Origin of the sequence: Fusobacterium sp. (genome assembly GCF_032477075.1) — a bacterium.
Classification (GTDB): Bacteria; Fusobacteriota; Fusobacteriia; order Fusobacteriales; family Fusobacteriaceae; genus Fusobacterium_A.
Genome location: NZ_JAWDXO010000001.1, coordinates 102,319 through 117,323, shown reverse-complemented (window position 1 = coordinate 117,323; position 15,005 = coordinate 102,319). Strand labels below are relative to the sequence as shown.

The 15,005-nt window shown below is 30.3% G+C and carries 18 protein-coding genes; all 18 read right to left on the bottom strand.

The genetic code is table 11. The annotated features are described in order from the left end of the window. Position 1 precedes the first annotated feature (1 nt). The 18 genes from E6771_RS00555 to E6771_RS00470 all read right to left on the bottom strand — a co-directional run bounded on the left by E6771_RS00555 (position 2) and on the right by E6771_RS00470 (position 14,862). On the bottom strand, positions 2 to 472 hold the full coding sequence (locus E6771_RS00555; RefSeq protein ID WP_316088853.1) for a thermonuclease family protein: 471 nt from the start codon (positions 470 to 472) through the stop codon (positions 2 to 4). A gap of 262 nt (positions 473 to 734) precedes the next feature. Next, positions 735 to 1,439 carry a hypothetical protein gene (locus tag E6771_RS00550; RefSeq protein ID WP_316088851.1) on the bottom strand — a complete coding sequence of 235 codons (705 nt, stop codon included), beginning with the start codon at positions 1,437 to 1,439 and terminating at the stop codon, positions 735 to 737. Positions 1,440 to 1,611: 172 nt separating this feature from the next. Then, positions 1,612 to 2,010, bottom strand: a complete 399-nt coding sequence (nusB, locus tag E6771_RS00545; protein ID WP_316088849.1) for a transcription antitermination factor NusB — start codon at positions 2,008 to 2,010, stop codon at positions 1,612 to 1,614. Positions 2,011 to 2,022: 12 nt separating this feature from the next. Further along, on the bottom strand, positions 2,023 to 2,247 hold the full coding sequence (locus E6771_RS00540; RefSeq protein WP_316088847.1) for a DUF2273 domain-containing protein: 225 nt from the start codon (positions 2,245 to 2,247) through the stop codon (positions 2,023 to 2,025). 12 nt (positions 2,248 to 2,259) lie between these two features. Beyond that, the gene (amaP, locus tag E6771_RS00535; RefSeq protein ID WP_316088846.1) at positions 2,260 to 2,778 is read right to left on the bottom strand and encodes an alkaline shock response membrane anchor protein AmaP; all 519 of its coding nucleotides are present in this window, start codon (positions 2,776 to 2,778) and stop codon (positions 2,260 to 2,262) included. A gap of 53 nt (positions 2,779 to 2,831) precedes the next feature. Further along, a complete protein-coding gene (locus E6771_RS00530; RefSeq protein ID WP_316088844.1) occupies positions 2,832 to 3,212 on the bottom strand; it encodes an Asp23/Gls24 family envelope stress response protein in 381 nt (126 codons plus the stop codon). A 62-nt stretch (positions 3,213 to 3,274) separates the two neighbouring features. Next, entirely contained in the window at positions 3,275 to 4,627 is a 1,353-nt protein-coding gene (gene accC, locus E6771_RS00525; RefSeq protein ID WP_316088841.1) for an acetyl-CoA carboxylase biotin carboxylase subunit, read from the bottom strand. Between the two features lie 39 nt (positions 4,628 to 4,666). After that, positions 4,667 to 5,080: an acetyl-CoA carboxylase biotin carboxyl carrier protein gene (locus E6771_RS00520; RefSeq protein WP_316088838.1), complete on the bottom strand. Its 414-nt coding sequence runs from the start codon at positions 5,078 to 5,080 to the stop codon at positions 4,667 to 4,669. Between the two features lie 66 nt (positions 5,081 to 5,146). Further along, on the bottom strand, positions 5,147 to 8,563 hold the full coding sequence (locus E6771_RS00515; RefSeq protein ID WP_316088835.1) for a DNA polymerase III subunit alpha: 3,417 nt from the start codon (positions 8,561 to 8,563) through the stop codon (positions 5,147 to 5,149). A gap of 168 nt (positions 8,564 to 8,731) precedes the next feature. After that, positions 8,732 to 9,388 carry an HAD family phosphatase gene (locus tag E6771_RS00510; protein ID WP_316088833.1) on the bottom strand — a complete coding sequence of 219 codons (657 nt, stop codon included), beginning with the start codon at positions 9,386 to 9,388 and terminating at the stop codon, positions 8,732 to 8,734. 1 nt (position 9,389) lies between these two features. Beyond that, positions 9,390 to 10,139, bottom strand: a complete 750-nt coding sequence (dagF, locus tag E6771_RS00505; protein WP_316088832.1) for a 2-dehydro-3-deoxy-phosphogluconate aldolase — start codon at positions 10,137 to 10,139, stop codon at positions 9,390 to 9,392. A 13-nt stretch (positions 10,140 to 10,152) separates the two neighbouring features. Beyond that, positions 10,153 to 11,256, bottom strand: a complete 1,104-nt coding sequence (locus E6771_RS00500) for a DgaE family pyridoxal phosphate-dependent ammonia lyase (RefSeq protein ID WP_316088830.1) — start codon at positions 11,254 to 11,256, stop codon at positions 10,153 to 10,155. Between the two features lie 23 nt (positions 11,257 to 11,279). Further along, complete coding sequence (locus tag E6771_RS00495; protein WP_316088828.1) at positions 11,280 to 11,918, bottom strand: DUF4310 family protein; 639 nt, start codon at positions 11,916 to 11,918, stop codon at positions 11,280 to 11,282. A 27-nt stretch (positions 11,919 to 11,945) separates the two neighbouring features. Further along, complete coding sequence (locus tag E6771_RS00490) at positions 11,946 to 12,659, bottom strand: DUF4311 domain-containing protein (protein ID WP_316088826.1); 714 nt, start codon at positions 12,657 to 12,659, stop codon at positions 11,946 to 11,948. 13 nt (positions 12,660 to 12,672) lie between these two features. Continuing rightward, positions 12,673 to 12,957: a DUF4312 family protein gene (locus E6771_RS00485; protein WP_316088825.1), complete on the bottom strand. Its 285-nt coding sequence runs from the start codon at positions 12,955 to 12,957 to the stop codon at positions 12,673 to 12,675. A 21-nt stretch (positions 12,958 to 12,978) separates the two neighbouring features. Beyond that, positions 12,979 to 13,344 (bottom strand): SFCGS family glycine-rich protein, encoded by a 366-nt coding sequence (locus tag E6771_RS00480; RefSeq protein WP_316088824.1) that lies wholly within the window; start codon positions 13,342 to 13,344, stop codon positions 12,979 to 12,981. Positions 13,345 to 13,375: 31 nt separating this feature from the next. Further along, entirely contained in the window at positions 13,376 to 13,741 is a 366-nt protein-coding gene (locus tag E6771_RS00475; RefSeq protein WP_316088823.1) for a hypothetical protein, read from the bottom strand. Beyond that, positions 13,741 to 14,862: an amidohydrolase/deacetylase family metallohydrolase gene (locus E6771_RS00470; protein ID WP_316088822.1), complete on the bottom strand. Its 1,122-nt coding sequence runs from the start codon at positions 14,860 to 14,862 to the stop codon at positions 13,741 to 13,743. Before E6771_RS00470 ends, E6771_RS00475 begins: the two co-directional genes overlap by 1 nt. Between the last annotated feature and the right edge of the window lie 143 nt (positions 14,863 to 15,005).

Genomic DNA, 15,005 nt, shown 5'->3' with positions numbered 1-15,005 from the left:
TTTAATCCTCTCTTTTATTTTCTAATCTAAAGCTTCTTGGGTTTTGTGGATTTTTATCTTTCCATAATCCCAATTTTTGTTCCTGAGCACTTTTAAATGCTTTTCTATACTCTTTTTCTCTTTTAGCATGGTATTCATAAAACCAAGCATTTCCTGTTTCTATCATTTCTAAATTTATATCTTTATTTTTATAAAATACTTTTCCTACTTTTCTACCATATTTATCTTCATTTATCACTTTTAAATCAATATTTCTATTTAATATCCTTTTTTCTAAATAATTTTTAGAAACTTCTCCATAATTTTGTTTTAGTTCAGGAGCATCTATTCCATACATTCTCACTTTTATTCTCTGACTTCCTGATTGAAGCAAGATAGTATCTCCATCAGATACTTTTATTACTTTTCCACTAATAGCTACAGCCATTATACTCAGAGAAAATATGAATACTGAAAGTAATATTTTTCTCATATGTATCCCTCTTTTCTATAAAATTATAAAATCACTTTGAATATATTATACTTTATTTTAAATTATTTTAATAGTAACCATAATTTATTCTTATCTATTTTTCATGATATAAAAGTTTATTTATACCTATAATACAGCACTATTATCATAGATATTACTAACATCATAATAGTTATTTTTATTCTAAACATAATTTTCTTTCTGTATACTTTCTCTATATGTATTTTTTTTATCATTTATTCTCCCCTTATGTTATAGTTTTTTATTTGAATAACTCCTTAAAAAAACCTAAAAACAATTTTCCAGAAAAAAATAAAGTTATTCCAGAAAATAATAATGCTACTACCCCTTGAAGAATTTTTCCTGTTTTTAAAAGTATTGTTGTCATATATAATATGTAACTTCCCATTAAGAATATCATTCCAAACATTAATACAAAAACAAAAACTACTCCTTTCCCTGATTTTTTTTCATTTTCTTCTTTTTCTTTTCTTTCAGCTATTTCATCTTCTGTTTCTTTATAAGGAATAGATCTTTTTAAAGAATGGATTAAAGATTCTATATACCTTTTCCATACTTCTGTCATTCCAGTTTTCTTCCATTGAATACAAAAATCTCTCTCTTTTGTCTCTATTTTTCTTTCATCATAAATATCATTAAGAATCTGTAAAAGAAACTCTTTTGTCTCCTCATCTATGACAATTTCTTTGACATCATCCATATTATATGTCCAAATTGGAAATTTTCCATATTCTTGATATTCTGTAAAAAGCTCTACCAACATAATAGCAAAAGGATCAAAATAATCCATATGTTGAGGTTCATCTACCAAAAATCCAATTTCTTTACTCATCTCTAAAAGTTCTCTCATTTTTAATTTCTCACTTTTGGAAGCTGTCATTATAATACACTCTCTAAATTGATCTCCAGCCTCTGTTTCCACTGGATGTTTTTCTAATTCTATCATCTTTCCCCTTCCTTTATCATTTTGCTCATCTTTTATAATTTTACCATATCATAATGTATTATTCTACCAACTGAGAGTTGCTTTTCTAGGTGCTTTTATTACAAATACCTTTATTTCTAAATTATATTTAAAAAAAACAGCCAAAAATGGCTGTTTAATCTTTTTATTATATTTAATTATTTACTATTTTTGCCAAAACTCCATTTATAAACTCAGAAGTCTTTTCATCTCCATATATCTTAGCAAGTTCTACTGCTTCATTTATAACTATTTCATATGGAGTATCTTCACACAAGATCTCATATACAGAAATTTTTAAAAGAGCCTTTTCTACATTTCCAATTCTTTCAAAGCTCCATCCTGTTATTTTTTCTTCTATTATTTTTAAAATCTTGTCATTATTTTCAGCTATTCCATTCATATATTTTTTTATAAAAGCTATTTCATTTTCATTTTGAAGAATCTCTTCTCTTTTTAAATAACTTTCCAATATATCTTTCGTATTTTCTTCTTTTATTTCTCCTTCAAATACCAATTTAAATAACTCTTCCCTTGCTAATCTTCTGCTCATTAACTTTCCTTTCTAATCATCTTTTATTTTCTCTGATATAAACTTTTTAATCTTTTTTATAAATGTTATATCTCCAGTTTTATAACCTACAATACTTAAAACAACTATAAAAACTGTTTTAGGAAGACCATACTCTACAAGAAGAACTCCTAAAACAAATCCTATAAAACATCCTAAATATTTTCTCCAGTTATTTACAAGGGATACCATCAATTTTTCAAGCATCTCAGCTAACATATATGATCACCTCTATTCTTCTGAAGTATTTGAAGATTTTATTGACAACTTAGAAATCTGTACTTCAACAGTATCAACGTCTAATCCCATTTTATCAGATAATCTATTCTTTATTCCATCTTGAATAGAAGCAGTCTTTTCTGCAATATTCCCATCTGTAAGCATATCAAGTTTTATTTTTACAAAGAATTTTTTCCCTCTTTTTCCTGTAAAAACTTTTATTCCTTCTACATCTTTATCTCTAGAAAGCATTTCTTTTACAAAATTAGTAACAGAAGCTGCTGATATGGTAACCTTTCCATTTTCTGTTTTTATTTCATAATCACCTGTTTTTTCAAACATAGAGAAAAATTTTAAAATACATAACAAGAAATATGCAACACATATAACAACTATAGCAACATTGGTTTTTGTTGAATCTAATGGATTAAATTTTACAATAAAATCCGGCATTACAATACATACTATTCCAGTAATTGATAGTATAAATATTCCTACCCACCCTAGAAAAAATAAAAATTTATTAGTCATAATAATACCACCTTTAATAAAAGTTTAGAGGCGCTTTGAGACGCCTCTTTATATTATAATCCTTCTTCTGTCTCTTCCTCTTCTTCAGAAGTTTCTTCTGTTCTGATTTTTACATCTTGAACATATACATTTACTTCAACAACTTTTAGTCCACTTAATTCAGATACTGCTTTTAATACAGCCTTTTGAACTTCATGAGCTACTTCTGAAATTGGATATCCAAATTCTACGATTACAAATACTTCGATGCTGCACTCTTTTTCTCCTACTTCTACTTTTACTCCATTAGTTGGTCTTTTCTTTCCTAACATTTTGCTAACTTCATCTACTACTCCACCAGCAAGTTTATAGATACCTTCTACATCTCCTGCAGCTTTTGCAGCTATTGTTTTCACTACATCATCAGCTATTCTTATATTTCCTAATTCATTCATTAAAAACACCTCCATGTACTATGTACCATTATTATATCTAATTTTGTTAAAAAAAACTATATTTAATTATTTTTTTTAGAAAAATTTTCTTCTATAAAGTTAGTTGAAGTTTTTCCTTCAAGGTATAATTCATTATTGAAAACTTCTAAATGAAATGGAATAGTTGTATCTATTCCTTCAATTATATACTCACTCAATGCTCTTTTCATTTTTGCAATGGCTTCTTCTCTATTTATTCCAAAAGCGATTAATTTACCTATCATTGAGTCATAATAAGGACTGATTTCATAGCCTTGATATGAATGTGAATCCACTCTTATCCCATTTCCTCCAGGAACAATATATTTTGTAAGCACTCCTGGTGATGGTAGAAAATCATTTTCAGAATCTTCTGCATTAATTCTGCATTCAATAGCATGTCCATATAATATAACATCATCTTGGGCTATATTTAACTTTTCTCCTGCTGCTACTTTTATTTGAAGCTTTATAATGTCAACACCTGTTACCATTTCAGTTACAGTATGTTCTACTTGTACTCTTGTATTCATTTCCATAAAAAAGAAATCATTATTTTTATCAACAAGAAATTCTAAAGTTCCTGCTGAATCATAATTTATGGCCTTAGCAAGAGTTACAGCTGCCTCTCCCATAGCTTTTCTGATACCATAAGGCAAAGAAAATGATGGAGCCTCTTCTATCAGCTTCTGATGTCTTCTTTGGATAGAACAATCTCTCTCTCCCAGATAGATAACATTTCCATGTTTATCTCCCATTATCTGGATTTCTATATGTCTAGGATCTTCTACAAACTTTTCTATATATACATCTGGATTGCCAAATGCTGATTCTGCTTCATTTTGAGCAGCTACTATATTTGCAGCTAATTCTTCATCATTTCTGGCAATTCTCATCCCTTTTCCTCCACCACCAGCAGTGGCTTTAATCATTACAGGGTATGTTATCCTCTCATTTACTTCTTTTTTAGCTTCTGCAATACTTTTAATTATTCCAGTTCCATTAGTTACTGGAACTCCATTTTCTATAGCAGTAGCTCTGGCAGTAGCCTTATCTCCCATTTTTATTATACATTCAGGTCTAGGTCCAATAAAAGCTATATTGTGCATTTCACAAATCTTTCCAAATCTCGCATTTTCGGAAAGAAATCCATAACCTGGATGAATAGCATCTGCACCTGTAATCTCTGCTGCTGCTATTATATTAGGTATCTTCAAATAAGATTCTGAGCTTGAAATTCCTCCTATACAGACAGCTTCGTCTGCAAGAATTACATGAAGACTTTCCTTATCAGCTTCTGAATATACAGCAACTGTTTTTATTCCTAATTCTTTTGCTGCCCTTATTATCCTGACTGCTATCTCTCCTCTATTAGCAATAAGTATTTTTTTAAACATATTTTCTTTCCTCCTGGTAATCTAAATCATTTCAGATTATTAAATTTTGATCTTTAATAGTGGTCTTCCATAATCTACTGGATTACCATTTTCAATATATATTTCCTCTATAATTCCAGAATAACTAGAAGTAATAGTAGTATTCACTCCAACTGTTGAAATATATCCAATTTCCTGTCCAGTCTTTATTTTCTGCCCCACTTCTATTACAGGCTCTCCATTCTTTTTCATATAAAAATATCTTCCTATATGATCAGACAGTACCTCTTTAGAATTTACTGTTTCTTTATTTTCTATAACTTTACTTTCTTTTACTATTTCTTTTTTTACTGCTGCAGTAAGGGGTCCTTTAATTGTAACCTTAAAATTAGAATCCTCATATGATATCTCTGTAAGCTTCTGCTCATGCAGAACTTTCATTAATTCTTCAACTGCCTTTATATCTCCCCTCATAAAAACCTCCTTATTTTTTTATATTTTACCACTACAAGACTTTTATTTCAATAAAAATTACATATGTTATTTTATAGTAAGCTTATCAATTCCGATCAAATCTATGATTTCATCTATAAACAATCTTGATGGAGCTATCTTATATTTAGTAGCTCTTATTTCTTTAACTGTTTTTGTTTTTATTGCAAAATTTAGCTTTGTATCTCCAGGATAAGAGAGAATTATCTTTTTCAATCTGCTGAATTTATCTTTATCTTCTTCTTTTAAAAGTATATAGGCAGTAAATTTCTTGTCTCTCACTATATCATCCAAAAATTTTATGTTTTTTACAATTAGTTTTTTAGTTTCTTCTCCTTTGAAATAATCTGTCTGTACAGTTCCTTCAATATATACAATTTTCCCTTCTATAAACATATGAGCATTTTCTGTATAATCTCTAGGAAAAATTACACAATTTATTTTATCATAATAATCCTCTAATTCAAACAAACACATAATTTGTCCAGTTTTTTTTGTAACTATTTTTTTAATCTCTCTAAGTATACCACATGTTCTGAAAATCTGTACAGATTTTTCCTCTTTCAGTTCTGATATTTTAGAAAGTCTATAAACTTCTATTAGTCTTCTATAATTATCTAATGGGTGGGCACTGAAATAGAATCCAAGATATTCCTTTTCCCTTGCTAGTAATTCTTCTAAAGAATATTCTGGCACTTGTGGAAGAGTAAAAACACCAAGGGAAGATTTAGCCTCTCCAAAAAGATTCATTTGCTGTATTTCATCTTCTTTTATCTTTCTTGCTGCATAGTCTAATATTTTATCCACTGATTCAAATTTCTGCCTTCTATTTCCTGGAAGAGCATCTAATGCCCCTGCTAGTATAAGAGATTCTAATGCTTTTTTATTTAAACCATGTTTTCTTGTACGAACTACAAAATCCTCAAAGTTTTTATATTCTCCATTTTCATTATATTCTTCTAATATTTTTCCTGATACACCTTCTCCTACATTCTTTATAGCTGCAAGAGAAAAGATTATTCCTTCTTTATCCACTATGAATTTTGGACTTGCCCTATTTATATCTGGTAAATGTAATTTTAAATTGTGAGCTCTAGCATCTTCCATATAAAAAGCTATGTCTTCCACATGACTCATTTCTGAAGTCATAAGAGAGGCATAGTAATGTTTCATATAATAAGCTTTAAAGTATGCTGTCCAATAAGCTATAAGAGCATATGCTGCCGAATGAGACTTATTAAATCCATATCCCGCAAACTTATCTATCAATTCAAACATCTCTATTGCTTTTTCTTTTGTATATCCATTTGCTATAGATCTTTCTACAAATTTTTCTCTATTTTCCTCCATTATCTGGATATTTTTTTTACCCATAGCTCTTCTTAACAAATCTGCTTCTCCCAGAGAATAATTTGCCATTATATTAGCTATTTTCATTACCTGTTCTTGATAAAGTATTACCCCATAAGTTTCTTTCAAAGTAAGTTCAAGAGAAGGATGAGGATATTTTATTTCTGATGCTCCATTCTTTCCATCTATAAAATCATCTACCATTCCTGAACCTAAAGGTCCTGGTCTGTATAAAGCCAGAAGAGCTATTATATCTTCAAACCTATCTGGTTTTAATTTTAGTAATATTTTTCTTATTCCTTGGGATTCCAACTGAAAGACTCCAGATGTATCTCCCCTAGAAAGCATTTCATATACCTTTTTAGAATTAAGAGGTATATCTGATAGTGCTATATCTTCTCCTAAATCTTCTTTTATATAATCTATTGTTCTTTGCAGATTAGTAAGATTTCTAAGTCCAAGAAAATCCATTTTCAGTAATCCAAGATCTTCCAGTTCTTTCATCTGATATTGTGTAGATACTACTTTATTTTTATTATCACTATATAATGGAACTGTATCTGTCAAAGGATCTTTTGTTATAACTATTCCAGCAGCATGAACAGAAGCGTGTCTCACTTTATTTTCCAATCTTGCAGATATATCTATTACTTTTTGTATCTCTGGGTCATTAAGATATAGATTTTTAAATTCTTCTACATTATTAAGTGTCTGTTGTATAGTTGCATTAAATGGAACTAATTTAGCAACACTGTCTATCTTAGAAAGAGGTGTATCCATAACCCTTCCCACATCTCTTATTGCTGCTCTTGCTTTCATCGTTCCAAAAGTTATAATTTGGGCTACTTTATCTTCTCCATATTTTCTGATAACATATTCTATTACTTCCTGTCTTCTTTCTTGACAAATATCTATATCTATATCTGGCATAGATATTCTTTCAGGATTTAAAAATCTTTCAAAGATAAGGTTATAATTTAATGGATCAAGTTCTGTTATTCCAAGAGCATAGGCTATAAGACTTCCAGCAGCTGATCCTCTTCCTGGTCCTATTGGAATTCTATTTCTTTTTGCATAATCTATAAAATCCCATACAACTACAAAATATGCAGCATATCCCATTTTTTCTATAACTGATAATTCATATTCTGCTCTTTCTAAAACTGATATTGTCAATCCACGAGGATACCTTTTAGAAAGACCAAAGTATACAAGCTTTTTCAAAAATTCTTCTATTGTTTTTACACAAGATGGTATTTTATAATTTGGAAATTTAAACTTTCCAAACTCTATATCTACATTACACCTTTCAGCTATTTTGGAAGTATTATTTACCGCTTCCAGATATTTTGCTCCTAATCCATCTATTATTTGTTCTCTGCTTTTAAGAAAAAGCTCATCTGTTTCTATTCTCATTCTTTTTTCATCAGATACTTTTGCTCCTGTTTGAACACATATTAGAATATCTTGAAGAGTATGTTCCCCTTCATTTACATAGTGAGTATCATTTGTTGCTGCCATTTTTAAATGGTGTTTCTGAGCTAGATCATAGAGTCTTTCATTAAGAGCTGTCTGTCCCTTTACTCCATTTGCTTGTACTTCTATATAAAAATTATCTTTTCCAAAAATATCTATGTATTCATTTACTGTTTCATCTACTTTTTCTTCACTCTCATTATCCAGAATTCTTCTTGGAATTTCTCCCTGCATACAAGCTGAAAGAGCTATTATCCCTTCACTATGAGTCTTTAAAAATTCTTTGTCAATTCTTGGTTTATAATAAAAACCTTTAATATAACTTTCTGAACTTATTTTAAGAAGATTTTGATATCCTTTATTATTTTCAGCAAGAAGTACCAGATGAAATATTCTTCCTTCTTTTTCAAGCATAGAAAATTCAGATACATATGCTTCTAGACCAATTACTGGTTTTATTCCTTTTTTTATTGCTTTTTTGTAAAATTCCAGCACTCCAAAAAGATTTCCATGATCTGTTATCCCTACTGCATGCATTCCAAGCACTTTTGCTCTATCTAAATAATCATCTATTTTTCCTACTCCATCAAGGAGGCTGTACTCAGTATGAAGATGAAGATGAACAAAGTTTTTTATCATAAAAATATCTCCTCCTTTTTTAGAGTTTATTTTTCCTTAATGATATATTATACCATAAATTTTATTAATTTTTCTTAAATTCTATTCAAAACTATATTTTATCATTAAAACAAAACTAAAGAAAGCAGTTGATATTAAAATCAACTGCTTCTCTTTTTCTTTCCCCATTTATATTACTTCTTTAAAGAAATTTTTCACTTCCAACAGACTTTCATACTTTTTATATGGCAGTCTGTTTTCCTTTTCAGTAAGCTGTACAGTATCTTCTACCACTATACATTTTATTCCTCCTGAAACAGCCGCTTTCAATCCTAATACAGAATCTTCAAGAACTATGGCATTCTCCACAGAAATATCAAATTTTTTACATGCTGCAAGAAATATTTCTGGATTTGGTTTTCCATTCTTCACTTCATCTCCAAAAACAAATTCATCAAAATATTTATATATTCCTGTGTCTTGTAATTCTCTTGTTGCAGTTTCTTTTCCTGTAGATGTTGCTACTGCTATTTTCATTTTCTTTTCCTTTAAAAAAGCCAATAATTCTAATACTCCCTTTTTTAACCTTATCCCTTCTTCTTCAATAACTCTTACCTGTATTCTGTTCTTTTCTTCAATAAGTTTTTTACATTCTTCTTCTTCTAAAAAGTCCATCAGTACACTGATTGCATTTTTAAGATTACCACCTTTTATTCTTCTCAGAATATTATAGGTAATCTCTATTCCCATATTTTTCCCAGCTTCTATCCAGGCAATATTTGAAAGTCTTTCTGTATCCAGAAGTAGTCCATCCATATCAAAGATTACTAATTTTATCTCTTTCATATTAATCTAAAAGTTCCTTAACCATTTGATACACTGCTTTTACATCTTCTATTTTTGTATTCCCGCTTTCTTTATCTATTACTGCTCCATAAATATGTGGCATTACTTTTTCTACTCCTGCATCTAGACATATTTTCGTAATTTCTTTAAAGTTACTTAAATCTACTCCACCTGATGGTTCCATCATTGGAACTCCATGTCTTGCACAAGCTTCTGCCACTGCTTTTAACTCATCTTTTGATTTTAATCCACCCATTGGAAAATATTTTATTCCTTGAGCTCTCATATCTAATACCATTGCCATTGCTATATCTACATCTATTATTGCTGGTTCCTCTTTTGAACTCAATTCTCCAGTTGAAATTTTTACTTTTCCTACTATTCCAGTTGGACTCATCAATACATTTACTGCTGTATTTTCTGCTTTCAGTGCTTTTAATGCTCCTGCTGCATATGCTGCTCCTGTAAATACCTGATTTACATGCCCTGGATCAGTTGCTGCTGCTATTAAAGCTGCTTTTTGAAATTGTGCTGGATCCCCTGCCCCAAGTCCTACTGAAACTATTGGTACATCTTTCATATAATCTTTTACGTATTCAATTCCTTCTTCTACTGTATCAAACTGCTTTGATAAAACCCCTATAGCTGTATATCCATCTATTGCATTGAATACATCTGCTCCATTTTTTTTATCTTTTGCTAGAAAATTTACTGCTACTCTATCTTTATAAAATCTGATTTTTGTCTGCATTTGTTCCTCCTGATTATTTTAAAATCTCTTTTACTCTTTTTCCTATAAATTTGATATCGCTTTCAGTAAGAGCCCTCATATCTACATTTACTATTCCAAGATTAGCATAATGTTTTCTTACATGAATTTCTGCTTCTCCTTCTCTCAGATGTTTCATAAAGTCTTTTCCTGACATATCAGTGAGCTTTTCATTAAGCTTTATTTGAACTCTATAAATTTCTCTTCCAGCTTCATCTTGTACTATGGCTGTTTCTACTTTTGGTTCATCTTTTAATTCTCTTATCAAAAGCTTTGCTAATCTCATTTGTTCATCTACTACTGCTTTTTCATCTCTTTTTGAGTATTCTTCTACAGCTTTCATCAGACCCATCATACACACTTTGCCTATTTTCATAGCTCTTCCAATACCTTTATACTGTAACTTTATTGCATCTATATACTCTTTTTTCCCTGTAACAAATCCAGAAGCTGGACCACACAAAGCTTTAGCTCCAGAATATATTACTAAATCTCCACCTAATTTAAGATATTTGTGTATATCTTCTTCAGCTGCTGCATCTATTATCAAAGGAAGATGATACTTTTTAGCTATTTCTGACATTTCTTCTATAGAAAGCATACCTTTTTGTACTGCATGGTGAGATTTCACATATAGAAGTGCTACTGTATTTTCATCTATTGCTTCTTCTACATGCTCATATTTTACTTCATTACTGCATCCCACTTCTATTGGAACTCCTCCGCCTAATCTTATCATGGTAGTAATTGGAGCTCCATAGTTTACAGCATGTCCTTTTTGAAGAACAACCTTATTTTTCAATCCAGTTGTATATGGAAGTTTTTCTATCAGAGTAAGACTTTTTCCTGTTATTAATCCAGCTACTGAAAGAGCAATGGCTGCTGAAGCACTAGATGTAACACAAGTATCTTCTCCTCCTGTAACTTCAGATATCATCTCTCCCACTCTATCCATTAAGTCATCTATGACTACAAAATTCTGTCCTGCTTCTTTCATAGTTTCAGCTACAGTATCACTTATTTTAGATACTCCTAAAGCAGTCATCTTTCCACTCCCATTGATAACTCTTTTTAACCCTATTTTCTCATATATATTCATAACTTTTTCATCTCCATATTATTTTAGAAAAGTAAAGCTAATCCTCCAATAAGCATAGCTCCAATTATTGCTCCACCTGCTATATGTCTATCAAATTTATAAAAAAGAGCTGCTCCTAAAAATGATCCTACTCCTGCTGGAATATTGTATTGAATAGCAGACAATATGATTAATGGACCAAGAAATCTTCCAGTAGCATTCCCAGCTCCCATCATTATTCCCGTACCTCCAGCTGACATACCATCTGGCATAGCTTTTCTTATAGCGATTATAATAAATCCAATAGTAATACCAATAGCCCCTCCCACTATTAAAGCCAAAGGAAAACTTTTTACAGGACTTTCTATTCCAGAAGCCAAGAATAATGCTGGTATCCCGACTCCAACTCCAGTCATTAAAGATCCCCCTATATCAAGCAATCCTACTAAAGGTCCTTCTAGTACTCTTGCAATAAGAAATCCCGCTGCAAATCCTGCTGCTGCTGCATAATCTCCACCATTAAGTCCTTGATCAAGCATTTTTACTACAAATATTTCATTAAAGGCTCCAACTTTATGTACTACATACATATGAGTTCCTGCAAATATTGCTGCACATGCCATTCCTACTAATATTGGAAATGACATATCAGCTAATAGAAAATTACTTTTTTTATTCTCCATAATTTATGCCTCCTAATCTAAATCTAACTATAGTCCTAATTTAGCGAAAAATCCTCTAAAGTAAGCAATTACAACAAACAGAATAACTACTATTGTAATCATTACTTTTACAGATTTGTTATATCCATTTTCATCAATAGTCTGTCCTATAAGGATACCTAAAACTATTCCTGGGACAGCATTTCCCATAATCATATGGGCCATTCCTCCTAAAACTGTTGCCCATACTCCAGTTATCTTTCCAGCATCTAAAGCTGCAAGCCAAAATACTATTGGCATTACTGGATTGATCATTAAAGCCGCTGCTGGAGATAATATTTCCTTAGCTATTTGAGAAAGAGATGCTGGAATAAGGAAAGCTACTGTATTTAAAAATGTAACTACAAGTGCTCCTATAAATCCTCCTGCTATCCCCATTTTCATAGGATCATGCAAAGTTTCTTCAACTTTTTTATTTTTAGATAATAATGCTGCTGCTGCAAAATTAGGAACTACTCTATGAAAAACATCCTGAGTAAGTGCTCCTGCTGCCACTACTGCTGCTGCTGCATTAAATAAAAAACCTAACCCAAATGAAAAATGTGCCATTGTATCTCCCTGACATGCATTCAGTTCCCCTAATGTACGAAAAGCTCCCATTGATTGTGAATTAGGTGTATGGAACATTCTAGCTGCTCCTGCTGCTATTGCTGTTCCTCCTATAAATCCAATTATTAATGATTTAATGACTATAAATACCATATTTTCCTCCTTCTTAGAGTTTTATATATTTGATTTCATATTCTATTTCCATTTCTATATGATATACAGTTTTTTCTCTTGGCATAAAAAGTTCTAAAAATCGTTCTGTTATCTTTTCTTCCTCTATATTTATAAGATATGTTTCAATAGGTTCAAGCTTAACTATAACTCCTATTGTTTCAGTTTGGACTTTTCTTCTGAAAGAAGCAAATATTTTTCCTAAAACTTCCTCTTTTGTTTTTCCTGAATCTTTTATTTTCATATTTTTTATTTCGCTAATTAATTTAGCCTCTCTCATTTCATGCCTCCTGAAATTTTTTTACATTTTATTTACTCTTTTGTACTCTTCTACTAATCTTCTTCCTAATTCTTCTGTATCTAAAAACCCAAACCCTACTACTTCATATCCTTGTTTAATAGCTGTAACTCCTGCTTCTACTGATCTTAAATGAGATGTTGCTTTATACCCATATTTTGTTTGAGCCATTATCGCTCCAGCTCCTCCACTTCCACAGAAAGAAATTCCAAATGTTGCATTATTTTCTTTCATTACATCTCCAAGTTTCATGTCTGCTGCCATTCCAGGTATAACTATTGCTTTTCCACCAGCTGCTTCTATACCTTTTGCTACATTTTGACCTTTTCCAAGTCTGTGTCCTATTACTACTAAAATTTCTTTTTCCATTTTTTCCTCCTAAAGTATATTATATCATTAATTAATTTTCTTTTTGCATTTCCATTGCTAATTGTAATTGAATGGCTGCAAGTATTATTTCCATCCTATTTAAATCTCTTTCATATTTTTCTGCTAATGGTACAATTATTTTTTCTGAAACTCCTATTGCCTCCTTTTCTACTTCATCTTCTGGACAATCATCCCCACAATCTAATGCTATATTTTCTTTTAATCTTTTTGCAAGGCTTACTATATGTGCATAAAATACAAGCTTAAAATCTGGAAGAAATTCTATATTTTCTTCTACTAATATTTTAGCCGTATGATCAGTATCTGGAAGATACATATTAAATTCCTCATCTGTCATTTTTAATCTTGTTTGTACATCTTTTAATAAATCTTTCACTAAATATCCTCCTTTTTTATTAATTCATCTTTTATAAATACATATTTTGTTTTTATATATTTTTTTGCTGTTACTACTTTATTTACACTGTCTTTTAATTCTAATCTCCCATTTTCTACTATATCAAATATAGTAAGATCTCCCATATAACCTACTTTAAGTTCTCCTAACTTTTTCAATTTAAATGCTTTAGCTGGTTCATATGTAACTTTTTCTATACATTTTTCCACTGACCATCCAAGATATATCATTTTATTTATTGTATTTTCTAAACTTCCCACTGGTGTTATCATATTTCTCTCATAGATATCTGTACTTATCATATCAGCTTCAAATCCTTCTTTTAATCCTTCTGCTGCTGTATCTAGAGAAAAGCTTTCTGAACCATGCCCTATATCAAAAAGAACTCCATGTTTTATTGCCTCTTTAACTTCATTAATAACTTTTCCTTCTCTTATTAATCCATTTACTTTATTATTATAGCAATGAGTAACCACATCTCCTGCTCCTAAAATATTTAATACATCCTCTACTTTTGGAGGAGCATTACCTATATGTACTACCAAAGGAACTTTTAGTTCTGAAGCTATTTTTTTCCCTTCTGCTATTGGATTTACTCCATTTTCTTTTACCACTGACCCACTTGCTCTTGCTTTTAAACCTACTATTACTTCTGGATATTTCTCTAATGATTCTTTTATTTTTTCTTTATCTATATTCTTCATATCACTAAGTTCACTAAGAGTTTTCAAACCTTCATAAGCAATATTCAAACAGGCAAATATTCTTGTTTTTGATTTTTTTATAAAGTTTTCGTAAAAGTCCTCTATTGTATCTGCTCCAGAAGTTCCAGCATCTATTACTGAAGTTACTCCCCTTTTTACTCCTATTTCATCTGGAAAAGAGCTTATTGCTGTTCCCTTTGGAAAACAATGGACATGAATATCTATAAATCCAGGAGCTACTATACTATTTTCTACATCTATTATTTTACTTCCCTCTTCTTTAATATTTTCTTCAATCTTCTTTATTCTTCCATCTTCTATCATTATATCTGCTCTTGCCATATATAATTTATTTTTGGTATCTAAAAGTCTTCCATTTTTTATAATAACCTTCACTTCTAAAAACACCTCCTAATTTTATGTATTGTTTTGAAGCAAATAATGTTTTTATCAACCTTATACTCTTGATATCAGTTATACATTTTTTATTTTACTTTGTCAAATTTTCAATTTTCGTCGTTATTTTTCATATAATCCTA

Bases quoted from the DNA above. Each gene is read 5' to 3' on its own strand.
- E6771_RS00555 (WP_316088853.1), bottom strand. From the start codon at position 472: ATGAGAAAAATATTACTTTCAGTATTCATATTTTCTCTGAGTATAATG.
- E6771_RS00490 (WP_316088826.1), bottom strand. From the start codon at position 12,659: ATGGTATTTATAGTCATTAAATCATTAATAATTGGATTTATAGGAGGA.
- E6771_RS00540 (WP_316088847.1), bottom strand. From the start codon at position 2,247: ATGTTAGCTGAGATGCTTGAAAAATTGATGGTATCCCTTGTAAATAAC.
- E6771_RS00550 (WP_316088851.1), bottom strand. From the start codon at position 1,439: ATGATAGAATTAGAAAAACATCCAGTGGAAACAGAGGCTGGAGATCAA.
- amaP (WP_316088846.1), bottom strand. From the start codon at position 2,778: ATGACTAATAAATTTTTATTTTTTCTAGGGTGGGTAGGAATATTTATA.
- E6771_RS00495 (WP_316088828.1), bottom strand. From the start codon at position 11,918: ATGGAGAATAAAAAAAGTAATTTTCTATTAGCTGATATGTCATTTCCA.
- nusB (WP_316088849.1), bottom strand. From the start codon at position 2,010: ATGAGCAGAAGATTAGCAAGGGAAGAGTTATTTAAATTGGTATTTGAA.
- E6771_RS00500 (WP_316088830.1), bottom strand. From the start codon at position 11,256: ATGAATATATATGAGAAAATAGGGTTAAAAAGAGTTATCAATGGGAGT.
- E6771_RS00480 (WP_316088824.1), bottom strand. From the start codon at position 13,344: ATGGAAAAAGAAATTTTAGTAGTAATAGGACACAGACTTGGAAAAGGT.
- E6771_RS00485 (WP_316088825.1), bottom strand. From the start codon at position 12,957: ATGAGAGAGGCTAAATTAATTAGCGAAATAAAAAATATGAAAATAAAA.
- E6771_RS00510 (WP_316088833.1), bottom strand. From the start codon at position 9,388: ATGAAAGAGATAAAATTAGTAATCTTTGATATGGATGGACTACTTCTG.
- E6771_RS00520 (WP_316088838.1), bottom strand. From the start codon at position 5,080: ATGAGGGGAGATATAAAGGCAGTTGAAGAATTAATGAAAGTTCTGCAT.
- accC (WP_316088841.1), bottom strand. From the start codon at position 4,627: ATGTTTAAAAAAATACTTATTGCTAATAGAGGAGAGATAGCAGTCAGG.
- dagF (WP_316088832.1), bottom strand. From the start codon at position 10,139: ATGCAGACAAAAATCAGATTTTATAAAGATAGAGTAGCAGTAAATTTT.
- E6771_RS00530 (WP_316088844.1), bottom strand. From the start codon at position 3,212: ATGAATGAATTAGGAAATATAAGAATAGCTGATGATGTAGTGAAAACA.
- E6771_RS00515 (WP_316088835.1), bottom strand. From the start codon at position 8,563: ATGATAAAAAACTTTGTTCATCTTCATCTTCATACTGAGTACAGCCTC.